At 38.5% G+C, this 20,643-nt stretch carries 22 protein-coding genes; 19 read left to right on the top strand and 3 right to left on the bottom strand.

The window, feature by feature from the left end:
* Positions 1–3: 3 nt before the first annotated feature.
* The 8 genes from yfmF to TZ97_RS08565 all read left to right on the top strand — a co-directional run bounded on the left by yfmF (position 4) and on the right by TZ97_RS08565 (position 6,789).
* Positions 4–1,251 carry an EF-P 5-aminopentanol modification-associated protein YfmF gene (gene yfmF, locus TZ97_RS08600; RefSeq protein ID WP_045760061.1) on the top strand — a complete coding sequence of 416 codons (1,248 nt, stop codon included), beginning with the start codon at positions 4–6 and terminating at the stop codon, positions 1,249–1,251.
* An 8-nt stretch (positions 1,252–1,259) separates the two neighbouring features.
* The gene (gene yfmH / locus TZ97_RS08595; protein ID WP_045760060.1) at positions 1,260–2,534 is read left to right on the top strand and encodes an EF-P 5-aminopentanol modification-associated protein YfmH; all 1,275 of its coding nucleotides are present in this window, start codon (positions 1,260–1,262) and stop codon (positions 2,532–2,534) included.
* Between the two features lie 26 nt (positions 2,535–2,560).
* On the top strand, positions 2,561–2,968 hold the full coding sequence (locus TZ97_RS08590) for a helix-turn-helix domain-containing protein (RefSeq protein ID WP_045760059.1): 408 nt from the start codon (positions 2,561–2,563) through the stop codon (positions 2,966–2,968).
* 31 nt (positions 2,969–2,999) lie between these two features.
* A complete protein-coding gene (gene pgsA / locus TZ97_RS08585; protein ID WP_003009208.1) occupies positions 3,000–3,539 on the top strand; it encodes a CDP-diacylglycerol--glycerol-3-phosphate 3-phosphatidyltransferase in 540 nt (179 codons plus the stop codon).
* On the top strand, positions 3,540–4,364 hold the full coding sequence (locus TZ97_RS08580; RefSeq protein ID WP_003010767.1) for an energy-coupling factor ABC transporter ATP-binding protein: 825 nt from the start codon (positions 3,540–3,542) through the stop codon (positions 4,362–4,364).
* Positions 4,349–5,191, top strand: coding sequence for an energy-coupling factor transporter ATPase (locus tag TZ97_RS08575; protein WP_021154152.1), 843 nt, complete (start codon positions 4,349–4,351; stop codon positions 5,189–5,191). Before TZ97_RS08580 ends, TZ97_RS08575 begins: the two co-directional genes overlap by 16 nt.
* Complete coding sequence (locus tag TZ97_RS08570; RefSeq protein ID WP_045760058.1) at positions 5,184–5,981, top strand: energy-coupling factor transporter transmembrane component T family protein; 798 nt, start codon at positions 5,184–5,186, stop codon at positions 5,979–5,981. The genes TZ97_RS08575 and TZ97_RS08570 overlap by 8 nt, the downstream gene beginning before the upstream one ends.
* A gap of 157 nt (positions 5,982–6,138) precedes the next feature.
* The gene (locus tag TZ97_RS08565; RefSeq protein WP_003002250.1) at positions 6,139–6,789 is read left to right on the top strand and encodes a LysM peptidoglycan-binding domain-containing protein; all 651 of its coding nucleotides are present in this window, start codon (positions 6,139–6,141) and stop codon (positions 6,787–6,789) included.
* 24 nt (positions 6,790–6,813) lie between these two features.
* Here the strand turns inward: TZ97_RS08565 and TZ97_RS08560 are convergent, their stop codons facing one another.
* From TZ97_RS08560 to sdaAB, 3 genes are read right to left on the bottom strand one after another with little or no spacing between them, the layout of a single operon-like run.
* Entirely contained in the window at positions 6,814–7,443 is a 630-nt protein-coding gene (locus TZ97_RS08560) for an HAD hydrolase-like protein (RefSeq protein WP_045760057.1), read from the bottom strand.
* A gap of 1 nt (position 7,444) precedes the next feature.
* Entirely contained in the window at positions 7,445–8,317 is an 873-nt protein-coding gene (gene sdaAA / locus TZ97_RS08555) for an L-serine ammonia-lyase, iron-sulfur-dependent, subunit alpha (RefSeq protein WP_045760056.1), read from the bottom strand.
* A gap of 9 nt (positions 8,318–8,326) precedes the next feature.
* Positions 8,327–8,998: an L-serine ammonia-lyase, iron-sulfur-dependent subunit beta gene (gene sdaAB, locus TZ97_RS08550; RefSeq protein ID WP_003002135.1), complete on the bottom strand. Its 672-nt coding sequence runs from the start codon at positions 8,996–8,998 to the stop codon at positions 8,327–8,329.
* A gap of 228 nt (positions 8,999–9,226) precedes the next feature.
* Between sdaAB and apf the strand changes: the two genes are divergently transcribed.
* From apf to TZ97_RS08495, 11 genes are all read left to right on the top strand, one after another.
* Positions 9,227–9,769 (top strand): aggregation-promoting factor, encoded by a 543-nt coding sequence (apf, locus tag TZ97_RS08545; RefSeq protein WP_045760055.1) that lies wholly within the window; start codon positions 9,227–9,229, stop codon positions 9,767–9,769.
* A gap of 204 nt (positions 9,770–9,973) precedes the next feature.
* The gene (gene mnmA, locus TZ97_RS08540; RefSeq protein WP_045760054.1) at positions 9,974–11,095 is read left to right on the top strand and encodes a tRNA 2-thiouridine(34) synthase MnmA; all 1,122 of its coding nucleotides are present in this window, start codon (positions 9,974–9,976) and stop codon (positions 11,093–11,095) included.
* Positions 11,096–11,232: 137 nt separating this feature from the next.
* On the top strand, positions 11,233–11,688 hold the full coding sequence (locus TZ97_RS08535) for an NUDIX hydrolase (protein ID WP_021154145.1): 456 nt from the start codon (positions 11,233–11,235) through the stop codon (positions 11,686–11,688).
* Between the two features lie 8 nt (positions 11,689–11,696).
* The gene (gene mnmG, locus TZ97_RS08530; protein ID WP_045760053.1) at positions 11,697–13,607 is read left to right on the top strand and encodes a tRNA uridine-5-carboxymethylaminomethyl(34) synthesis enzyme MnmG; all 1,911 of its coding nucleotides are present in this window, start codon (positions 11,697–11,699) and stop codon (positions 13,605–13,607) included.
* 198 nt (positions 13,608–13,805) lie between these two features.
* Positions 13,806–15,782, top strand: coding sequence for a DHH family phosphoesterase (locus tag TZ97_RS08525; RefSeq protein ID WP_045760052.1), 1,977 nt, complete (start codon positions 13,806–13,808; stop codon positions 15,780–15,782).
* The gene (rplI, locus tag TZ97_RS08520; RefSeq protein WP_003002156.1) at positions 15,779–16,231 is read left to right on the top strand and encodes a 50S ribosomal protein L9; all 453 of its coding nucleotides are present in this window, start codon (positions 15,779–15,781) and stop codon (positions 16,229–16,231) included. The genes TZ97_RS08525 and rplI overlap by 4 nt, the downstream gene beginning before the upstream one ends.
* Before the next feature lie 25 nt (positions 16,232–16,256).
* A complete protein-coding gene (dnaB, locus tag TZ97_RS08515) occupies positions 16,257–17,615 on the top strand; it encodes a replicative DNA helicase (RefSeq protein ID WP_014714093.1) in 1,359 nt (452 codons plus the stop codon).
* Between the two features lies 1 nt (position 17,616).
* Positions 17,617–17,889 carry a Veg family protein gene (locus tag TZ97_RS08510; RefSeq protein ID WP_003009183.1) on the top strand — a complete coding sequence of 91 codons (273 nt, stop codon included), beginning with the start codon at positions 17,617–17,619 and terminating at the stop codon, positions 17,887–17,889.
* Between the two features lie 210 nt (positions 17,890–18,099).
* On the top strand, positions 18,100–18,858 hold the full coding sequence (locus TZ97_RS08505; RefSeq protein WP_045760051.1) for an ABC transporter permease: 759 nt from the start codon (positions 18,100–18,102) through the stop codon (positions 18,856–18,858).
* A gap of 57 nt (positions 18,859–18,915) precedes the next feature.
* Complete coding sequence (locus TZ97_RS08500) at positions 18,916–19,911, top strand: ABC transporter substrate-binding protein (RefSeq protein ID WP_045760050.1); 996 nt, start codon at positions 18,916–18,918, stop codon at positions 19,909–19,911.
* A complete protein-coding gene (locus TZ97_RS08495; RefSeq protein WP_045760049.1) occupies positions 19,904–20,635 on the top strand; it encodes an ABC transporter ATP-binding protein in 732 nt (243 codons plus the stop codon). The genes TZ97_RS08500 and TZ97_RS08495 overlap by 8 nt, the downstream gene beginning before the upstream one ends.
* Positions 20,636–20,643 lie beyond the last annotated feature (8 nt).

Genomic DNA, 20,643 nt, shown 5'->3' with positions numbered 1-20,643 from the left:
AAAATGGAATTAGTAAAGGGCGTGAATCTTCACTTTCTTCAATCAAAAAAATTTAAAACCAATAAAATTAAGGTCCGTTTTTCATCGCCATTAGATGAAAATACCGTGGCTGCGCGTGTTTTAGTAGCCTGTATGATGGAAACTGCAAATCAAAAATATCCAACTTCACAATTATTCCGTGAAAAATTAGCGAGTCTATACGGGGTAGAATTGTCAACCTCAGTCTCTAAGAGGGGTCGTGTTCATTATGTTGATTTGAATATTTCCTTTGTGCGCGATGACTTTTTGAGCAAGAAAAATGTTCTTACTGATGAGGTTTTAGACATTATAGAAACTATCTTCTTTTCACCTTTGGTAGTAGAAGATCACTTTGACAGTGATACATTTGACGTTGAAAAAAAAAATACGATTTCCGATTTGGAGTCAGAAATTGAAGAGCCTTATTATTATGCACATGGGCAATTGAATCAACTATTTTTTGAAGACGAAACAATCGGGATGTCAAGATTGGGGAAAGTTGATTTAGTGAGACAAGAAACAGCTCAAAGTTCTCTTGAACAGTTTCATCAGATGCTCCAATTAGATAACATTGACTTCTTTTTCATAGGTGACTTTAATGAGGTCGCTATTGTGGATCGAGTGAACCAGTTTGAATTCAAGCCACGTGATAACAATTTGTCTGTCACCTATCAACAACCTTTTACAAATGTTGTAAGAGAAAAGTTAGAGCAAAAACAAAACCAACAATCTATTTTAGAATTAGGTTATCATTTTTCTACCCAGTATGGAGAATCTCTCCATATCCCTCTAGTTGTATTAAATGGGATGCTGGGAGCTTTCTCGCATTCGAGACTTTTTCAAATAATACGTGAGAAAGAAGGCCTTGCTTATACTATCTCAAGCCATTTTGATATTTTTACAGGCTTCATGAGAGTTTTTGCAGGCATTGATAAGGAATCTCGTACCAAAGTAATGACCTTGATTATGAGACAGTTGAATGATTTAAAAAGAGGCAAGTTTAAAGAGTCAGAGCTTCAATTGACAAAAGAAATGTTGGTGAATACGACCTTATTAGCACAGGATCGGCAAAATACCTTGATTGAAAGGGAATATTTGAAAACGATCCTAGGAACGAAAGTTCTTTCTCTAGAAGAGTGGTTAGAATCTATCGATAAGGTTAGTAGAGAAGAAATTATTGAAGTAGCAAAAACAATTAATTTACAGTCTGTTTATTTTATGGAAGGAAAGTAGTGTAAAGATTGAAAATTAAAGAAAAATATTATGAATCGGTTGGTGAGCAAGTTTACTTTACACGCTTGTCAAATGGGTTGACTATTCATTTAATTCCCAAAGAAGATTATTATGAAACCTATGGAATAATCACAACTAAGTTTGGCTCAGTGGATACACGAATTCTAGTGAATGGTGATGAAAGGCAATATCCTGCAGGAATTGCACATTTTCTAGAACACAAAGTGTTTGAAGATGAAAATGGTCAAGATTATTTAAAAAAATTCGTTCATTTAGGATCGGAAAGTAATGCCTTTACAAGCTTTACAAAGACAAGTTATCTTTTCTCAACAACTTCAAAAGTCCCTGAAAATATTCAATTGTTATTGGAGATGGTTTCAAATGTTTCCTTTACAGAAAAATCTGTATCTAAGGAAAGAGAAATCATTCAACAAGAAATTGGAATGTACCAAGATAGTCCAGACTATCGATTATTTTTTGGTGCTTTAGAAAATTTATATCCTGGAACACCGTTAGCAGATGATATTGCTGGAACTAGGGAGTCTATTTCTGACATTACAATAGATAATCTCCGTGAAAACTTTGATCTATTCTATCATCCCTCTCAAATGCATTTATTAGTGATCGGAAACTTTGATGTTGATGAAGTATTGCAAGTAGTAAAGAAATATGATCTGACTTCTCCTCGTCCTTCTGTGGAGTTAGAACGTTTTCCTGTAGAAAAAAATGAAGTAAGATTGAATCAATCTTGTAGAATGGAAGTTGCTACTCCTAAGTTGGCAATTGGAATTCGAGGAAATGATATCATTAAGGAAGAGGAAAAATTTCGTTATAAATTGATGTTGAAATTACTGTTTTCGATGATGTTTGGTTGGACTTCGCAACGGTTTCAAAGTTTATATGAAGCTGGGAAGATTGACAACTCATTGACACTTGAAGTCGAGGTTGAGGAATTATTTCATTTCGTTATTTTGACAATGGATACTCAAGAACCGGTGTCCTTATCTCATCAATTTAGGTCAGCGATCAAACAATTTGAAAAGGATCCAGATGTCAATCAGGAACATTTGGATACGATTAAAAGCGAAATGTTTGGTGATTTCTTACAAGGTTTAAATTCGCTTGAGTATAGTGCCACTCAGTTTGAATATTTTTCAGACGGTAGCACTTCTTATGATCTTCCAAAGATTTTACAAGGTATTAGTTTACAAGATATCATCAAATTAGGGCGTCAGTTCATCGACCAGGCTGAGATGGTTGACTATATGATTTTTCAAAAGTAGTAAACAATGTATCAAGAAGGGAAAACATGAAGAAGAGAACGATTGGTCAAGTGTTAAGACTGTCAAGAGTAAATTTACACTTAAGTTTACAGGATGTGTCAAATAAGACAGCCATTGAAATTCCTTATATAGAAGCGTTGGAAAACGATGAGTTTGATCTATTACCGAGTCCCTTTTACGCTCAGATCTATCTTAAAAAGTTAGCGTGGGCTTTGGGATTAGATGAGTCCATCCTATTGACAGCTTTTCGCGAAGGAAAAGAATTGTTATTTGATGAAGAAATACTTGTAGATGACGAAGAGCTTCATTCAAGAAAATTAAGACAGAAAGCGAGCGGGTTACCAATCCTGTATTATCTACTAGTTAGTTTTGCCATTCTTGGTTTTGTGATTTATATCGTATATTTTTATGAGTTTACAGCATCTGTAAAATAGATGTAAAGATAGTATATTTTTTGGAGGAAGTATGAAAAAAGAAAATATTCCTAATGCATTGACATTAATTCGGGTTGTGATGATTCCTATTTTTATTGCTATTTTAAGTTTAAGTCATTCTTACTTAGGACATATTGTAGCGGCAGTTATTTTTGCGATTGCTAGTATTACAGATTATTTAGATGGCTTTCTTGCACGAAAATGGAATGTAGTTAGTAATTTTGGTAAATTTGCCGATCCGATGGCAGATAAATTATTGGTCATGTCAGCCTTTATCATGATGATTGAATTAAAAATGGTTCCTGCTTGGATTGCAGCCGTTATCATTTGTCGTGAGTTAGCTGTTACTGGTTTGCGTCTTCTACTTGTTGAGACAGGTGGTACAGTTCTTGCTGCAGCTATGCCTGGAAAAATTAAAACCTTTAGCCAAATGTTTGCCATTATCTTTTTGCTTTGCCATTGGACTCTTCCAGGGCAAGTGTTGCTTTATATTGCATTGATTTTCACAATTTATTCTGGTTACGACTACTTTAAGGGAAGTAGCTATCTCTTTAAAGACACATTTAAATAAATGAAACAGATGATTGAGCTAAAAAATGTATCCTTTCGATACGATAAAACAGTAGAAGAGTATCAAATTGACACGGTTTCGTTTCACGTGAAACAAGGAGAGTGGCTTTCAATTGTTGGACACAATGGTAGTGGGAAATCTACAGTTGTACGTCTGATTGATGGTCTTTTGGAAGCTGAGTCTGGTGAGATTTACGTTGATGGAAAACAACTGACTCGTGAAACTATATGGGAAATCCGTAGTAAAATTGGGATTGTATTTCAGAATCCTGATAACCAATTTGTTGGTGCGACAGTAGAAGATGATGTTGCCTTTGGTTTAGAAAATCAAGGAATTCCACGGGAAGAAATGCTTCAACGTGTGGAGAAGGCTATTGAGCAAGTTGGTATGCTGGAGTTTAAAGATCGCGAACCATCTCGTTTGTCAGGTGGTCAAAAGCAACGGGTGGCTATAGCAGGTATTATCGCCTTGAGACCAACTATTATTATCCTTGATGAAGCAACTAGTATGTTAGATCCAGAAGGTAGAGAGGATCTAATGGCGGTAATGAGAGAACTTCAAAAAAAATTTCAATTAACAATTATCTCCATTACCCATGATTTAACCGAAATTGCCTTAAGTGATCGAACACTCGTGTTTCAAAAGGGAAAACTAGAGTCTTCTATGACGCCGCGGGAATTGTTTTCAAGAAATGACCTCAATGAGATTGGATTAGATAAGCCTTTTAGTAAGCAGGTCCAAGAATCTCTCAGCTCGCATTTTCCGCTAAAGCAGGACTATCTAACAGAAAGTGAGTTATTAGACCAACTATGGGAATCTCTTTAAAGAATGTCTATTATACTTATCAAGAGGGAAGTCCTTTTGAAGGGCAGGCGCTTTCTGATATTAGTTTGGAAATAAAAGATGGATCTTATACAGCCATTATCGGGCATACTGGTAGTGGCAAGTCTACTTTGTTGCAATTACTAAATGGTTTACTGCGTCCGACTAAAGGAACGATTCAATTTGAAGATTTTGTTTTAGATAATCATTCTGAGCCAAAAGAAATGAAGTACCTGAGAAAAAAAGTCGGTTTGGTTTTTCAATTTCCAGAAAGTCAGCTATTTGCGGAAACTGTTCTAGCTGATGTAGCCTTTGGACCACAAAATTTTGGGGTACCTAAGGATAAAGCGGAGGAAATAGCCAAAGAAAAATTAGCGATCGTTGGTTTAGAAGAGTCTATCTATGATAAAAGTCCATTTGAACTATCTGGTGGACAGATGAGACGGGTTGCGATCGCGGGTATTTTAGCTATCGAACCAGAGATTTTAGTATTGGACGAGCCGACAGCAGGGCTAGATCCTGCTGGAAGAAAGGAATTGATGGCGCTGTTTGAGACATTACATAAAAATGGGATGACCCTAGTTCTGGTAACTCATACGATGGATGATGTAGCAAATTTTGCTGATACCGTATTTGCTTTAGAAGCGGGAAAACTTGTCCTAAACGGATCCCCAAGGGAAGTGTTTCAACAGGTTGAGTATTTACAAAAACTTCAATTAGGAGTCCCTCAAATTACGAATTTTGCGCTTCAATTGAAACGAAGAGGACTTCCTCTGGACAGACTACCAATCAAAATTGAGGAACTAAAGGAGCTGTTACTTCATGAATAATATGATTTTAGGAAGGTATATTCCTGGAAACTCCATTATCCACCAACTAGATCCTCGTGGGAAGTTGCTCTCAATGTTTTTATTCATATTTCTTCTGTTTTGGGCAAATAATCTCCAGACAAATGTTCTTCTCTTTGGTTTTATTTTTGTTTTAATGTATCTAACGAGGATTTCGGTTAGTTTTTATATTAAAGGCTTAAAATCAATGATTTTTATCATTGCTTTTACAACTATTTTTCAATTATTTGCGACCTCTCAAGGAACTATTTTGTATCAATGGTGGTTTTTTAAATTAACCGACCAAGGATTGATGCAAGCCGCCATCATATTTTGTAGATTTATTTTAATCATTTTTTATTCGACGATTTTAACCGTGACGACGACACCATTGAGTTTAGCAGATGCTGTTGAAAAGATCCTCACACCACTAAAAATTATTAAGGTTCCGGCCCATGAGATTGGGTTAATGTTATCTATGAGTTTGCGCTTTGTTCCAACCTTAGTAGATGATACGAATCGAATCATGAATGCGCAAAGGGCGCGTGGTGTTGATTTTGGTGAAGGAAATCTATTAAAAAGGATCCGTTCCTTTATTCCAATCCTCATTCCTTTGTTTGCCTCAAGTTTTAAACGCGCAGATGCATTAGCAATTGCGATGGAAGCGAGAGGGTACAAAGGCGGTGAGGGACGAACACGCTATCGGACTCTGCAGTGGGGGGTAAAAGATACCCTAGCATTGCTCGTTATTCTGTGTCTCATGTTGATAGTTTTTTATCTAAAAAATGGATAGAGCTAGTTGTATTGGTTCAAAAATAAGGAAAAAGCGCTATACAAAGCGCTTTTTACATTAAATTCACATATTCTTGTAACATTTGTAATATATTCTACAATAAACTGTAACATTTTGTGTGTATGATAGAATTATGTTCGAAAGGAGAATAGAATTCATGAACAGTAAAAAGTTCCAATGGACAGTCACTTCCCTACTTTCAGCAGCATCACTTTTCATTTCTGGTATTGCTACAGTGAATGCTGAAACTTACGAAGTGAAGTCTGGAGATACTCTATCAAAAATTGCACTAGAAAATAACACTTCAGTAGAAAATATTATTGCATCTAACAATCTGACTAATGAAGATTTGATCTATGCAGGACAAATTATTGAGTTAGGTGAGCGTTCTAAATCTATGATTGATAAAGTTGCTCCACAAGAGCAAGCAAAACCTGCTGAAAGTGCACCTACAGCAACTGCAACAGCACAAACTGCTCAAAAACAAACAACTTATGCAGCAAATGCTGCAGTGACTTCTGCACAATCAACAAATGGTGGAATTGTTCTATCAAATGGGAATACTGCTGGGGAACAAGGATCTTATGCAGCTGCTCGTATGGCTGAAATGACTGGTGTACCTGCTTCTACTTGGGAAGCAATTATTGCCCGTGAATCAAATGGTCAAGTAAATGCAGCAAATGCTTCTGGTGCCAGTGGCTTGTTCCAAACAATGCCAGGTTGGGGTTCAACTGCAACAGTTGATGATCAAATCCAGGCTGCATACAATGCATATAGCTCACAAGGTTTATCAGCTTGGGGTTATTAAAAAATAGGTTTACAATTTGTAAACCTATTTTTTTAATGTCTCAAGAATATCAAGTGGAGAGTGACAAATAAAATCTGGTGAGTAGAGAAGTAGATCTTCAAGATCTCCAAATCCCCAAGTGACGGCCATGGTTTTTATGCCAACTGCTTGACCTCCAATGAGGTCAAATTTTGTGTCTCCAATAATCACTGTCTCCTCTTTTGGAAGGTCATTGATTGACAAGGCGTATCGAATGACATCGGCTTTGTGGATACGATCTGAATTTGATCCATAAATTCCTTTAAAGTATTTATCGATACCTAAATCTTGACACATCTGTAAAGCAACTGGTTCATGTTTTGAAGTAGTTACATAAAGAGGAATGTTTTCGTCTTGTAATGCTTTCAAAGCTTCTACTATCTGAGGAAACAGAGTTGATTTGTATTGACCTTTTTCATGATAATACTGGCGGTAGATAGTTACGGCTTGATCTACTAAAGTTTCAGGAAGGGTAGCTTCAAAACTAGAAATCAAAGGTGGTCCCATAAAACTACGGATAGTTTTGAGATCGGGTTGAGGAACCTTCAAAGTATCGAATGTATGTTGAAAGCTCTCTGTAATTCCCTTGGAACTGTCAACTAATGTTCCATCTAAATCAAAAGATAAGGCTTGCATGCTATTCTCCAAATATCTCTTTTTGTAATCTACGTCCGGTTGGTGTTGCTGCCAATCCTCCTTCAGCTGTTTCTCTAAAGGCAGTCGGAAGACTAGAACCAACTTGGTACATGGCGTCAATCACTTCATCGACAGGAATTTTTGATTCAATGCCTGCTAAAGCCATATCAGCAGCAATGAAGGCATAGCTAGCTCCCATTGCGTTCCGTTTAACACATGGAACTTCCACGAGTCCAGCTACTGGATCACAAATGAGCCCAAGCATGTTTTTGATGACAAAACAGACAGCTTGACTCGCTTGATAAGGAGTTCCTCCAGCAGCTAGTGTCAATGCAGCCGCACTCATAGCTGAAGCAGAACCGACTTCTGCCTGACAACCACCTTCTGCGCCTGAAATAGAAGCATTATTGGCGATCACTAAACCAAAAGCTCCAGCTGTCAGTAGAAAATCTAATTGTTGCTGACGGTTTAACCCTAATTTTTGAGTTGCTGCAGTGAGAACTGCGGGAAGGCAGCCAGCAGATCCTGCAGTGGGTGTTGCGCAGACCAGTCCCATCTTAGCATTGTGTTCGTTGACAGCAATAGCATTCTTCGCTGCAGTTAGGACGGTCAAGTCAGATAACGTTTTTCCTGATTTGATATAGCGATCTAATTTTGCGGCATCCCCACCAGTTAACCCACTACGAGAGTGGTTTTCATTTAACCCTAACTTTACAGAATCAATCATCACTTCTAAATTACGGGTCATTAATCGTAGGACTTCTTCTCGTTCACGACCAGTTAGTTCAAATTCAGTTGCAATCATTAACTCTGCGACGTTTCCTTGGTATTGCGTGCTTGCTTGTTCTACGAGGTCTACAATTGAATAAAACATATGAACTCCTTATTTGAAAAAGTTGACATTATGAAGATGAGGAATTTTACGGATATCTTCGATCGCTGCTTCACAACTCCTTGAGTCAACTTCTATAATCATAATCGCTTTTTCTCCAGCTTTTTCCCGCGTCACATTCATTTGCGCAATGTTAATATCATAGCGAGAAAGAGCTTCTGTCACATGAGCGATCATTCCAGGGACGTCCTGGTGAACAATGATAATGGTTGGAGTATTCATATTTAGCGAGATAGCAAAGCCATTTAACTCAGTAACCTGTATGTTCCCACCACCAATTGAGATTCCAGTGACAGAAATCGTTTTATGATCATTTTTAACAGTAATGGTTGTTGTGTTTGGGTGAGGAGCATTGCTTTCTTTTTGAATAGACCAAACAATCCGAATGCCTCGTTCATGTGCAATTTTTAGACTATCTGGGATTCTAGGATCATCTGTGTCCATTCCTAAGATGCCCGCTACTAAGGCTAAATCTGTTCCATGACCACGATAGGTTTTGGCGAAGGAATTAAATAATTGGAACTCAACTTCTTTTGGTTCCTCTCCAAAGATAGAAGAAACAATTTTACCAATTCGAACAGCACCTGCAGTGTGACTACTGGATGGGCCGATCATCACAGGTCCAATAATATCAAAAACTGATTGGAATTTTAAAGAGTTCATGCTCTGCTCCTTTGTGATCACTTTACTTCATTATATCAGATATGGCTGATGATTTCTTCTATTTTTCCCGAAATATCTGAGAAATCTTAAAGGGGGCTTAAAGCATTTATATTATCCTGGATTTTTAGTATTTCTAACATCTGACTGAAATATTTGACACATTATTTCAATAAATATGAAATATTTCTTGTGTAGTATAGAGGTATACCAATAAAGGAGTACATAATAATGAATAAAAAACAAATGATGAAACATATTATTGGACTTAGTTTACTTGCAGGACTTTTCCTTCCCATTGTAGCGAATGCAGATTCTTATACTGTAAAATCAGGTGATACTTTATCAGCTATTGCTAAAGAGAAGAACACAACGGTTGATGCGATTGCTAAGAAAAATAAGATTAGTAACGTGAACCTTATCTCAGTTGGTCAAGTTCTTGAGATTGAAGATGCAAAAACAACGCAGAAAACTACGGAGCAAGCTACTACTAGTAAAACTGATACTACACAAGCAACAACGACTGTCTCTGCTTCAGATGGCTTGAGTGCGGAAGATGCAGCTGCTAAGGAATGGATTGCCCAAAAAGAATCAAGTGGTAGTTATACAGCACAAAATGGCCAATATTATGGTCGTTACCAATTAACTCTCACCTATTTGAATGGTGATTTATCACCTGCAAACCAAGAAAAAGTGGCCAATCAATACGTTGTCAACCGTTATGGATCATGGTCAGCAGCTAAAAATTTCTGGTTGGCAAATGGCTGGTATTAAATTCGTTTAAAAAGAGTCCTTGAATAAGACTCTTTTTAAATTTACAGCTCTGTAAACGTATCATTAATTAGAGAGGACTAGGGCGGTCAAATGCTTGTTTTCTTCTATAAAGCGTGTTAAAATGGTAACTGCTCAAAACGACCTTCAATCGTTGAAGCAAACCACGACCTTCAATCGTGAGTAACGAAAAGATGGGAGAAACCTATGAGTGATAACTCGAAAACACGTGTTGTTGTTGGTATGAGTGGCGGTGTCGATTCATCTGTAACGGCTTTGTTGTTAAAGCAACAGGGTTACGATGTCATCGGCATCTTCATGAAAAACTGGGACGACACAGACGAAAATGGTGTCTGTACAGCTACAGAAGATTACAAAGATGTAGCAGCAGTTGCAGACCAGATTGGCATTCCTTACTATTCTGTCAACTTTGAGAAAGAATATTGGGATCGTGTCTTTGAATATTTCCTTGCTGAATACCGAGCTGGTCGGACACCAAATCCGGATGTCATGTGTAATAAGGAAATCAAATTTAAGGCCTTTCTAGATTACGCTATGACCCTCGGTGCCGATTATATAGCGACAGGGCACTATGCACGCGTGACGCGTGATGCGGATGGCGTTGTCCATATGTTACGTGGCGTTGACAATGGAAAGGATCAAACTTATTTCTTAAGCCAATTGTCACAAGAACAACTTCAAAAAACCATGTTTCCGTTGGGGCATTTAGAAAAGCCTGAGGTTCGCCGGTTAGCAGAAGAGGCTGGACTAGCAACGGCTAAAAAGAAAGATTCCACTGGAATCTGCTTTATCGGAGAAAAGAATTTCAAAGAGTTTCTCAGCAACTATCTACCTGCTCAGCCAGGCCGAATGATGACCGTAGATGGACGAGATATGGGTGAACATGCCGGTTTGATGTATTACACGATCGGTCAGCGTGGTGGTCTTGGAATTGGTGGACAACAGGGTGGAGACAATGCTCCATGGTTTGTAGTGGGGAAAGACCTTAGTCAAAATATTCTTTACGTTGGTCAAGGCTTCTATCATGATACACTGATGTCAACAAGTTTACAGGCTAGTCAAGTTCACTTTACACGAGATATGCCAGAAGAATTTGAAATGGAATGTACAGCAAAATTCCGTTATCGTCAACCTGATAGTAAAGTTACTGTAAAGGTTAAAGGTGATAAAGCAGAGGTTATTTTTGCTGAACCTCAGCGTGCTATTACACCAGGACAAGCTGTTGTTTTTTACGACGGGGAAGAGTGTTTAGGCGGTGGCTTGATTGATAATGCTTATCGAGATGGAAAAGTTTGTCAGTATATTTAAATTGACAAATTTTCTCAATTTGCTACAATAATAAAAGCAATAGAAATGATGGTCAAAGCTCATGGATGTTGCAGGCTTTTTTGTCCTGCACTTCTCAGAGTTTTGACTATTTTTGTGTGATTTTGAAAGGAAGTAAAATGAGGCAACAGGATTTTCGGACGAAAATAGGTTCTACTGTTTTTGGCGTGAGAGCGACTGCTTTGATTGTAAAAGATAATCGCTTGTTCGTCATAGAAGATGAGGACGGCTGTTATACAATTGGAGGTGCTATTCAAGTCAATGAAACTACAGAAGATGCTGTAGTTCGGGAAGTCAAAGAGGAACTTGGTGTCACATCTACAGCAGGTCCGTTAGCTTTCGTGGTTGAAAATCACTTTGAACAAGCTGGAATTCACTACCATAACATTGAATTTCATTATTTGGTGGACCTGCTGGAAGATGCACCTTTGGTCATGCAGGAAGATACAAAGCAATTACCTTGCCGCTGGATTGCTTTAGATGATTTACACACTGTTGACCTGAAACCAGCCTTTTTAAAATCAGCCCTACCAGAATGGGACGGAAAATTACGACACATCCATCTTGAGAAATAGGAGAAAAAATGACTTATAATTTTATTGAAGAATACGATATCATTGTAATCGGTGCTGGGCATGCAGGAGTAGAAGCCTCTCTAGCTGCTAGCCGTATGGGTTGCAAGGTCTTACTTGCGACTATTAACATTGAAATGCTAGCTTTTATGCCTTGTAATCCATCTATTGGTGGATCTGCTAAAGGGATTGTTGTCCGTGAAGTAGATGCACTTGGCGGAGAAATGGCGAAGAACATCGATAAGACCTACATCCAAATGAAAATGCTCAATACTGGTAAAGGTCCTGCGGTTCGTGCACTTCGCGCTCAAGCAGACAAAGAACTTTACTCAAAAGAAATGCGAAAAACGGTTGAAAACCAAGAAAATTTGACCCTTCGCCAAACCATGATTGATGAGATTTTGGTGGAGGATGGTAAGGTTGTTGGTGTAAGGACTGCGACTCACCAGGAGTATGGGGCAAAGGCTGTTATTGTCACTACTGGGACAGCTTTACGCGGAGAAATTATCATTGGAGATCTCAAGTATTCGTCAGGACCTAATCATAGTCTAGCTTCTATCAATTTAGCTGATAATCTCAAACAGCTAGGATTAGAAATTGGACGTTTCAAAACAGGGACGCCACCTCGTGTAAAGGCATCGTCAATTAATTATGACGAAACGGAAATTCAACCTGGAGATGAAGCTCCAAATCATTTTTCTTATACATCGCGCGATGAAGATTATGTAAAGGATCAGGTTCCTTGTTGGTTGACTTATACGAATGGTCATAGTCATGAAATTATCCAGAATAATTTACACCGGGCACCTATGTTTACAGGTGTTGTAAAGGGAGTAGGCCCTCGCTATTGTCCGTCCATTGAGGATAAAATTGTCCGTTTTGCTGACAAAGAACGTCATCAACTATTCTTAGAACCAGAGGGACGAAACACAGAAGAAGTCTATGTTCAAGGGTTGTCAACGAGTTTACCAGAGGATGTTCAGCGGGATCTCGTCCATTCTATTAAGGGACTTGAGAAGGCTGAAATGATGCGAACCGGTTATGCGATTGAGTATGATATGGTTCTTCCACATCAATTGCGAGCAACACTAGAAACTAAGAAAATCTCAGGTCTCTTTACAGCAGGCCAAACCAATGGAACATCTGGCTATGAAGAGGCCGCTGGTCAAGGGATTGTGGCAGGGATTAATGCTGCGCTGAAAATCCAAGGAAAACCAGAGCTCATCTTGAAACGGAGTGATGGTTATATTGGGGTCATGATCGATGACTTGGTGACTAAAGGAACAGTTGAGCCCTATCGTTTGTTAACCAGTCGTGCTGAATATCGTTTGATTCTTCGTCATGATAATGCAGATATGCGCTTAACAGAAATCGGTCGCGAGGTTGGTTTGGTTGACGATGAACGTTGGGCACGTTTTGAAACCAAGAAGTATCAGTTTGAAAATGAAATGAAGCGCCTTGACAGTATCAAGTTAAAACCTGTAAAGGAAACGAACGAGAAGGTTGCAGCACTAGGCTTTAAACCTTTGACAGATGCTGTCACTGCTAAAGAATTCTTGCGAAGACCAGAAGTCTCTTACCAAGATGTGGTAGAATTTATCGGTCCTGCAGCTGAAGAACTGGATGATAAAATCATTGAATTGATTGAAACTGAAATTAAATACGAAGGCTATATTTCAAAAGCAATGGACCAAGTCGAAAAAATGAAGCGTATGGAAGAAAAAAGAATTCCTGCGAATATTGACTGGGATGATATTGACTCCATCGCAACCGAAGCTCGTCAAAAATTTAAATTAATTAATCCAGAAACGATTGGTCAAGCAAGTCGTATCTCAGGTGTCAATCCAGCGGATATCTCTATTTTAATGGTTTACTTGGAAGGTAAATTTCGGAGTATCTCCAAAAACAAAGCAAACCACTAATCAAATGAGGCTGAGATGATGTTTCAGCCTCAATTTTATGGATTGAAATCTGTTGTTACTGTTTACACAGTTGTAAACCTTGTTTACAAAGTAGTGAAACCGAGGAAAAGCTTTTTACGGGTCAATCTTCTCTGTAATATAGAGAGAAACCTCGCTTTTTACCTCTATTTATGGTATAATTCCGAGAAGAGGTTTATGATGAAAAAATTTCGTTTATCGTTCATCCATTATGTGTTAATTGGTTTTATTTCATTTGCAATTTTAGCAATTTTTTTAAGAATCTTTGGCAAAGGCTATGTAACTCTTATTGCAATTTTTTTAGTCTTAGCTGGATTGATTGCTTTATTTGAATACCAGTTACAAATTTCAGAGTTAGATGAATTAGAACAAATACAATACGTTAACCATCAGGCAGAAAGCGGATTAGCATCCCTCCTTGATAAAATGCCTGTTGGAGTTATCAAAATTAATGAAGAGACAAATGAAGTAGAGTGGTTCAACCCTTATGCTGAGTTGATTTTTTCAACAGATAATGGGGACTTTGATGTTGAATCCTTGAAAAAGTTACTCAATACTCTGTTTGAGGATAAAGGTCATTATGTCACTGTAGCCGATAAGAAATATTCTGTTTACTTTGATCAGACGTCTAGTGTTGTTTACTTTTTTGATGTTTCAAGTGAGTATGAAGCAACTGTGGGATTGGTGACAACTCGTCCCGTTATCGGTATTATTTCTGTTGATAACTATGATGATCTAGAAGATGTCATTTCAGACTCTGATATTAGCAATATCAATAGTTTTATTGCCAACTTTGTAGAAGAGTTTACAGCTCATTACCATATGTTTTACAGACGTGTGGGGATGGATCGTTTCTATTTGTTTACAGACTACACGGTCTTAGAACAGTTGATGGAATCAAAATTTTCAGTCATCGATCAATTCCGTGAAGAAGCTAAAAATCGTGAGCTACCTATTACCTTAAGTATGGGATTCTCGTACGGTGATGGAGAGCATGATGAGATTGGTAAAGTGGCTCTCTTGAACCTAAACCTTGCGGAAGTTCGTGGTGGGGATCAAGCAGTTGTCAAGGAAAATGATGAACAGAAAAACCCTATTTTCTTTGGTGGGGGAACAGCTTCGGCTGTGAAGCGGACTCGGACCCGCACACGCGCTATGATGACAGCTATTTCGGATAAGATTAAATCCGTTGATCAAGTTTTCATTGTTGGGCATAGAAACTTGGATATGGACGCTTTAGGAGCGTCTGTGGGAATGCAGTTTTTCTCTAGCAATATTTTGGCTTCCTCTTATGTGGTCTATGACCCGCATGCAATGGCTAGTGATATTTCAAGAGCAATTGCGAAACTAGAAGAAGAGCAGGTGACGAAAATCCTTCCCCTAGAGGAAGCCATGCACATGGTGACGGATCGCTCTTTGTTAATTATGGTTGACCATTCTAAGACAGCCTTGACTCTTTCAAAAGAGTTTTATCAGGAATTTCAACAGATTATTGTCATTGACCATCACCGTCGGGATGATGATTTCCCTGAAAATGTTCTGATCACCTATATTGAAAGTGGAGCAAGTAGTGCGAGCGAATTGGTTAGTGAACTTATTCAGTTCCAGAAGTCGAAGAAAAATCGGTTAACGAAGATTCAAGCTAGTGTCTTGATGGCTGGGATTATGCTGGATACTAAGAACTTCTCCGCACGGGTTACGAGTCGGACCTTTGATGTGGCGAGTTACCTTCGTTCAAGAGGTAGTGATAGTGTAACCATCCAGGAGATCTCTGCGATTCAGTTTGATGAGTACCGCGAAGTGAACGAACTGATCTTGACTGGTGAAAAGATTTTGCCACATATCATCGTAGCTTGTGCCAATACGACTAAAGCCTATGATTCAGTAACTATTAGTAAAGCAGCTGATAGTATGCTAGCAATGTCTGAGGTGGAAGCAACCTTTGTCATTGCTTGTAATCAAAGTGGGACTGTCTCGATTTCTGCACGAAGTCGAAGCAAAGTCAATGTACAGCGTATCATGGAACAGCTTGGCGGAGGAGGTCATTTCAACTCGGCAGCCTCTCAAATTGAGGGTCAAGATTTGCTGAGTATTCGTCAACAATTGATTGAGACGATTGAAAACGAAGTAACTATTGAAAAGGAGAATGTAGAATGAAAGTTATTTTCTTAGCGGATGTAAAAGGTAAAGGTAAAAAAGGCGAAATTAAAGAAGTGCCTACTGGTTATGCACAAAACTTTTTGATCAAGAAAAATCTTGCGAAAGAAGCCAATGCCCAAGCAATCGGTGAACTTCGTGGAAAGCAAAAGTCAGAAGAAAAAGCGCATGCTGAATTGTTAGCAGAAGCGCAAAAGATTAAAGCGAAATTAGAAGAAGAAGCAACTGTTGTTCAATTCACTGAAAAAATTGGGCCAGATGGCCGAACTTTCGGCTCTATTACCAATAAAAAGATTGCAGAAGAACTTGAGAAACAATTTGGCATTAAGATTGATAAACGTCATATCCAAGTTTCCTCTCCAATTCGTTCAACAGGTTTGATTGACGTCCCTGTAAAAATTTATCAAGATGTTACAGGTGTGATTAATATTCGTGTAAACGAAGGGTAAGCACGATCGATAGAAAGGTTTTTTTATGGCTGAGATAGAGGAATTACGAACACAACCTCAAGATATCCAAGCTGAACAATCAGTGTTGGGAGCCATTTTTATTGATGAGGGGAAATTGGTCTTTGTTCGTGAATATATCGAGCCGGGCGATTTCTTTAAGTACTCGCACCGTTTGATTTTTAAAGCCATGATCGATCTAGCTGACCGCGGGGATGCGATTGATGCGACGACTGTTCGAAATATTTTAGATAGTCAGGGGGATCTCCAAAATATTGGCGGTCTCTCCTATTTGGTAGAAGTCATTAATTCGGTACCAACTTCAGCTAACGCGGAGTATTACGCGAAGATTGTTGCCGAAAAAGCTGTCTTACGTCGATTGATCTCTCGATTAACGGAAAGTATTAATCAAGCTTATGATGGCGCAAGTCCTTCAGATGAAATCATTGCGGGTGCTGAAAAAGCTCTGATTGATGTTAGTGAAAACGCAAATCGTAGTGGATTTAAAAATATTCGAGACATCTTGAATATAAATTTTGGTAGCTTAGAAGCTCGTTCGCTTCAAACCTCTGATATTACGGGTATTGCGACAGGCTATCGCGATTTGGACCATATGACGACGGGGCTACATGAGGAAGAGTTGATTATTTTAGCGGCTCGTCCTGCAGTAGGGAAAACAGCCTTTGCTCTAAATATTGCTCAAAATATCGGAACAAAGTTGGATAAGACAGTGGCTATTTTCTCATTAGAAATGGGTGCTGAAAGTTTGGTAGACCGGATGCTAGCTGCTGAAGGCTTGATTGAATCCCATTCGATTCGTACAGGTCAATTGACGGATGAAGAGTGGCGAAAATATGCCATTGCTCAAGGAAATTTGGCCAATGCGAGTATTTACATCGATGATACCCCGGGAATTCGGATCACTGAGATTCGTTCGAGAGCAAGAAAATTAGCGCAGGAAACAGGAAATCTCGGTCTTATTCTGATTGACTACCTGCAGCTGATTACAGGGACTGGAAGAGAAAACCGTCAACAGGAAGTTTCAGAAATTTCTCGTCAGTTAAAAATTTTGGCTAAGGAACTAAAAGTTCCCGTCATTGCTTTGAGTCAGCTGTCACGTGGCGTGGAACAGCGCCAAGATAAACGTCCGGTTCTTTCTGATATTCGTGAATCTGGATCGATTGAGCAGGATGCGGATATTGTTGCTTTCTTGTACCGTGATGATTATTATGATCGAGCTGGTGAAGAGGAAGAAGATGGAATGCCTAATAATACGGTTGAAGTGATTATCGAGAAAAACCGTTCAGGTGCGCGTGGGACAGTCGAATTAATATTCCAAAAGGAATACAATAAATTCTCAAGTATTTCAAAGAGAGAGGATCAATAAGATGAGTGATGCATTTACAGATGTTGCAAAAATGAAAAAAATTAAGGAAGAAATCAAGGCCCATGAAGGACAAGTGGTTGAAATGACACTTGAAAATGGACGGAAACGTCAAAAAAATAAATTTGGACGCTTAATTGAGGTCTATCCTTCTTTATTTATTATCGAGTATACGAACGACAATAGCTTACCAGGTGAACCGGCCAATACATACGTGGAGTCTTACACCTATTCAGATATTTTAACAGAGAAGAATTTAATTCGTTATTTGGATTAATTTCTTGCTTTTATCGTCAAAATCAGTTATTATAATAAATACATATGGGAGTCTGTGTACAGTCTGAGAGGAAGTGTAAGCTTCGACCGCACCTGATCTGGGTAATGCCAGCGTAGGAAACAAATGAAATGTATTTTTCGTTATGAGTGACCTTGTGCAATCCGTCTCCTATTTTGGAGGCGTTTTTTATTTGTGAGAAAGGAGGTTACGATGTCTCTTGTAAAAAGATATTCAAAACAATTGATAGGATTTGCAGGTTTTAGCAGTCTTCTTGTCTTATGGCAGTTAGCAGGATTTTTAAATATCCTCCCCAAATTTGTATTACCAACGCCACTTGAAATTGGGAATGCCTTTGTACGAGATCGAGCTCTCCTGATTCATCACAGTTTGTCTACCCTTCAAGTGGCCTTGATCGGACTTGTTATAGGGGTTCTTCTTGCTGCTGGCTTTGCGATTCTCATGGATAGTTTTCAATGGGTGAATGATCTGGTCTATCCTTTTATGGTTGTTATTCAAACCATTCCGACGATTGCCTTGGCCCCTATCCTGGTTCTTTGGTTTGGTTATGGTATGCTTCCAAAACTGGTTTTGATCATTATTACGGTGGTATTTCCCATCGTAGTTAGTTTCTTAGACGGTTTTCGGCATTGCGATCAAGACATTCTGAGATTGTTTCAGATTATGCAAGCCAATCGCTTTCAGACCTTAGTTCATTATAAAATTCCTGCAGCGCTTCCTTATTTTTTTGCAGGCTTACGTGTGAGCGTTTCCTATGCTTTTATCAGTACGGTAGTTTCAGAATGGTTAGGAGGTTTTGATGGATTGGGGGTCTATATGATCCAATCGAAGAAGTTATTTCAGTATGATACGATGTTTGCGATCATTGTATTGATTTCTGCTATTAGTTTACTCGGTATGTTTCTCGTTGACCAATTAGAACGAACCATTCTAAAATGGAAAAAGGATTGACAAACTTGTAAGTGGTGTAAAAATTAAATTGACAAAAATGTAAAAGAGGTATAGCTAATGAAAAAGTCAATAGGTTTATTTTTCTCAATAATATTGGGATTTGTTTTCTTGAGTGCTTGTCAAAATTCTGTCAAGCAATCGTCAAGTGGTTTGAAAAAGATTGATTTTATTCTAGATTGGACCCCGAATACCAATCATACGGGTCTCTATGTAGCAAAGGAAAAAGGGTATTTTAAAGATGCAGGACTGGATGTAGATATAAAACTTCCGCCGGAAGACAGTAGTTCTGATTTGATTATTAATGGGAAAGCTCCATTTGGTATTTATTTCCAAGATTCTATGGCCAAGAAATTGGATAAAGGTGCGGGGATTACCGCTGTTGCAGCTATCGTCGAACACAATACGTCAGGGATTATTTCAAGAAAAGATGCAGCGATCACAAGTCCAAAAGATTTGGTTGGTAAGAAGTATGGTACCTGGAATGATCCGATTGAGTTGGAAATGATCAAATCGATGATGAAAAAAGAGGGGGCTGATTTTAATCAAGTAAAATTGGTTCCAAATAGTGATTCAAATTCCATTACTCCGATTGAAAATAAGGTCTTTGATGCTGCTTGGATTTATCACGGTTGGGATGGAATTTTGGCTGAGCAAAAGGGAATGAAGACCAATTTCTTCTATATGAAAGATTTTGTTCCTGCATTTGACTACTATTCGCCTGTTATTATTGCTAACAATGACTATTTGAAGTCTCATAAAGAGGAAGCAAAGAAATTCATTCAAGCGGTGAAAAAAGGCTACCAATATGCTATAGAGCATCCAGAAGAAGCAGCGGATATCTTGATTAAACAGGCCCCTGCCTTAGCTAACCAGCGTGATTTTGTACTCGCTTCCCAAAAATATCTTTCTAGTCAATATGCTTCAGACAAGGATAAATGGGGGCAGTTTGATCCTAAGCGGTGGAATGCTTTTTATGCTTGGGCAAAAGAGCAAGGATTGGTTTCAAATGACTTAGAAGACAAAGGTTTCACAAATGAATTGGTAGGTGACTGATATTTTAACCGTAAAAGATGTAAGTTTCTCTTTTGGAGAAAAAGCAGTTTTAAATAATGTATCACTAGAAGTGCAAAAAGGAGAAATCGTCTCTATTCTAGGTCCGAGTGGGGTAGGGAAATCAACCTTGTTTAATTTAATTGCTGGGATCCTTCCCATACAAAAGGGCGCAATAGAAGTAGATAATGCCCCGATCTCCTTTGGGAAAGTCAGCTATATGCTACAAAAAGATCTTTTGTTGGAACATAAGACAGTATTGGGAAATATTATTCTTCCCCTTCAATTAAAAAAGATTCCTAAGGAAGAGGCGACATCTACAGCTCTAAAATTGTTAGATGAATTTAAATTAGGAAGTATCGCCAACCTTTATCCCAATGCGCTGAGTGGGGGGATGCGGCAACGGGTGGCGCTATTGAGAACCTATCTTCTGGGTCATTCTGTCTTCCTATTAGATGAAGCTTTTAGTGCCTTAGATGAATTGACAAGGCAGGATCTTTATCACTGGTATCTAGAAAGTAAGGAACGTCTTGGTCTCACCACTCTGGTGATCACTCATAGTATCGAAGAAGCTTTGACATTGAGTGACCGGGTCTATATCTTGAATCATAATCCCGGTGAAATTATTGCAGATCTTCCTTTAAAATGGGATCCAGCAACGGATAGGGACTGGCAACAATTGCAATATAAAAAACGAATCATAGAATTGTTAGCTGAATTTCATTGAAATTGTTT

The organism is Streptococcus parasanguinis, from assembly GCF_000963275.1.
Classification (GTDB): Bacteria; Bacillota; Bacilli; order Lactobacillales; family Streptococcaceae; genus Streptococcus; species Streptococcus parasanguinis_B.
This window is presented reverse-complemented; position numbering and strand designations above follow the sequence as displayed.

Bases quoted from the DNA above. Each gene is read 5' to 3' on its own strand.
- yfmF (WP_045760061.1), top strand. From the start codon at position 4: ATGGAATTAGTAAAGGGCGTGAATCTTCACTTTCTTCAATCAAAAAAA.
- TZ97_RS08590 (WP_045760059.1), top strand. From the start codon at position 2,561: ATGAAGAAGAGAACGATTGGTCAAGTGTTAAGACTGTCAAGAGTAAAT.
- pgsA (WP_003009208.1), top strand. From the start codon at position 3,000: ATGAAAAAAGAAAATATTCCTAATGCATTGACATTAATTCGGGTTGTG.
- TZ97_RS08580 (WP_003010767.1), top strand. From the start codon at position 3,540: ATGAAACAGATGATTGAGCTAAAAAATGTATCCTTTCGATACGATAAA.
- TZ97_RS08575 (WP_021154152.1), top strand. From the start codon at position 4,349: ATGGGAATCTCTTTAAAGAATGTCTATTATACTTATCAAGAGGGAAGT.
- TZ97_RS08570 (WP_045760058.1), top strand. From the start codon at position 5,184: ATGAATAATATGATTTTAGGAAGGTATATTCCTGGAAACTCCATTATC.
- TZ97_RS08565 (WP_003002250.1), top strand. From the start codon at position 6,139: ATGAACAGTAAAAAGTTCCAATGGACAGTCACTTCCCTACTTTCAGCA.
- TZ97_RS08560 (WP_045760057.1), bottom strand. From the start codon at position 7,443: ATGCAAGCCTTATCTTTTGATTTAGATGGAACATTAGTTGACAGTTCC.
- sdaAA (WP_045760056.1), bottom strand. From the start codon at position 8,317: ATGTTTTATTCAATTGTAGACCTCGTAGAACAAGCAAGCACGCAATAC.
- sdaAB (WP_003002135.1), bottom strand. From the start codon at position 8,998: ATGAACTCTTTAAAATTCCAATCAGTTTTTGATATTATTGGACCTGTG.
- apf (WP_045760055.1), top strand. From the start codon at position 9,227: ATGAATAAAAAACAAATGATGAAACATATTATTGGACTTAGTTTACTT.
- mnmA (WP_045760054.1), top strand. From the start codon at position 9,974: ATGAGTGATAACTCGAAAACACGTGTTGTTGTTGGTATGAGTGGCGGT.
- TZ97_RS08535 (WP_021154145.1), top strand. From the start codon at position 11,233: ATGAGGCAACAGGATTTTCGGACGAAAATAGGTTCTACTGTTTTTGGC.
- mnmG (WP_045760053.1), top strand. From the start codon at position 11,697: ATGACTTATAATTTTATTGAAGAATACGATATCATTGTAATCGGTGCT.
- TZ97_RS08525 (WP_045760052.1), top strand. From the start codon at position 13,806: ATGAAAAAATTTCGTTTATCGTTCATCCATTATGTGTTAATTGGTTTT.
- rplI (WP_003002156.1), top strand. From the start codon at position 15,779: ATGAAAGTTATTTTCTTAGCGGATGTAAAAGGTAAAGGTAAAAAAGGC.
- dnaB (WP_014714093.1), top strand. From the start codon at position 16,257: ATGGCTGAGATAGAGGAATTACGAACACAACCTCAAGATATCCAAGCT.
- TZ97_RS08510 (WP_003009183.1), top strand. From the start codon at position 17,617: ATGAGTGATGCATTTACAGATGTTGCAAAAATGAAAAAAATTAAGGAA.
- TZ97_RS08505 (WP_045760051.1), top strand. From the start codon at position 18,100: ATGTCTCTTGTAAAAAGATATTCAAAACAATTGATAGGATTTGCAGGT.
- TZ97_RS08500 (WP_045760050.1), top strand. From the start codon at position 18,916: ATGAAAAAGTCAATAGGTTTATTTTTCTCAATAATATTGGGATTTGTT.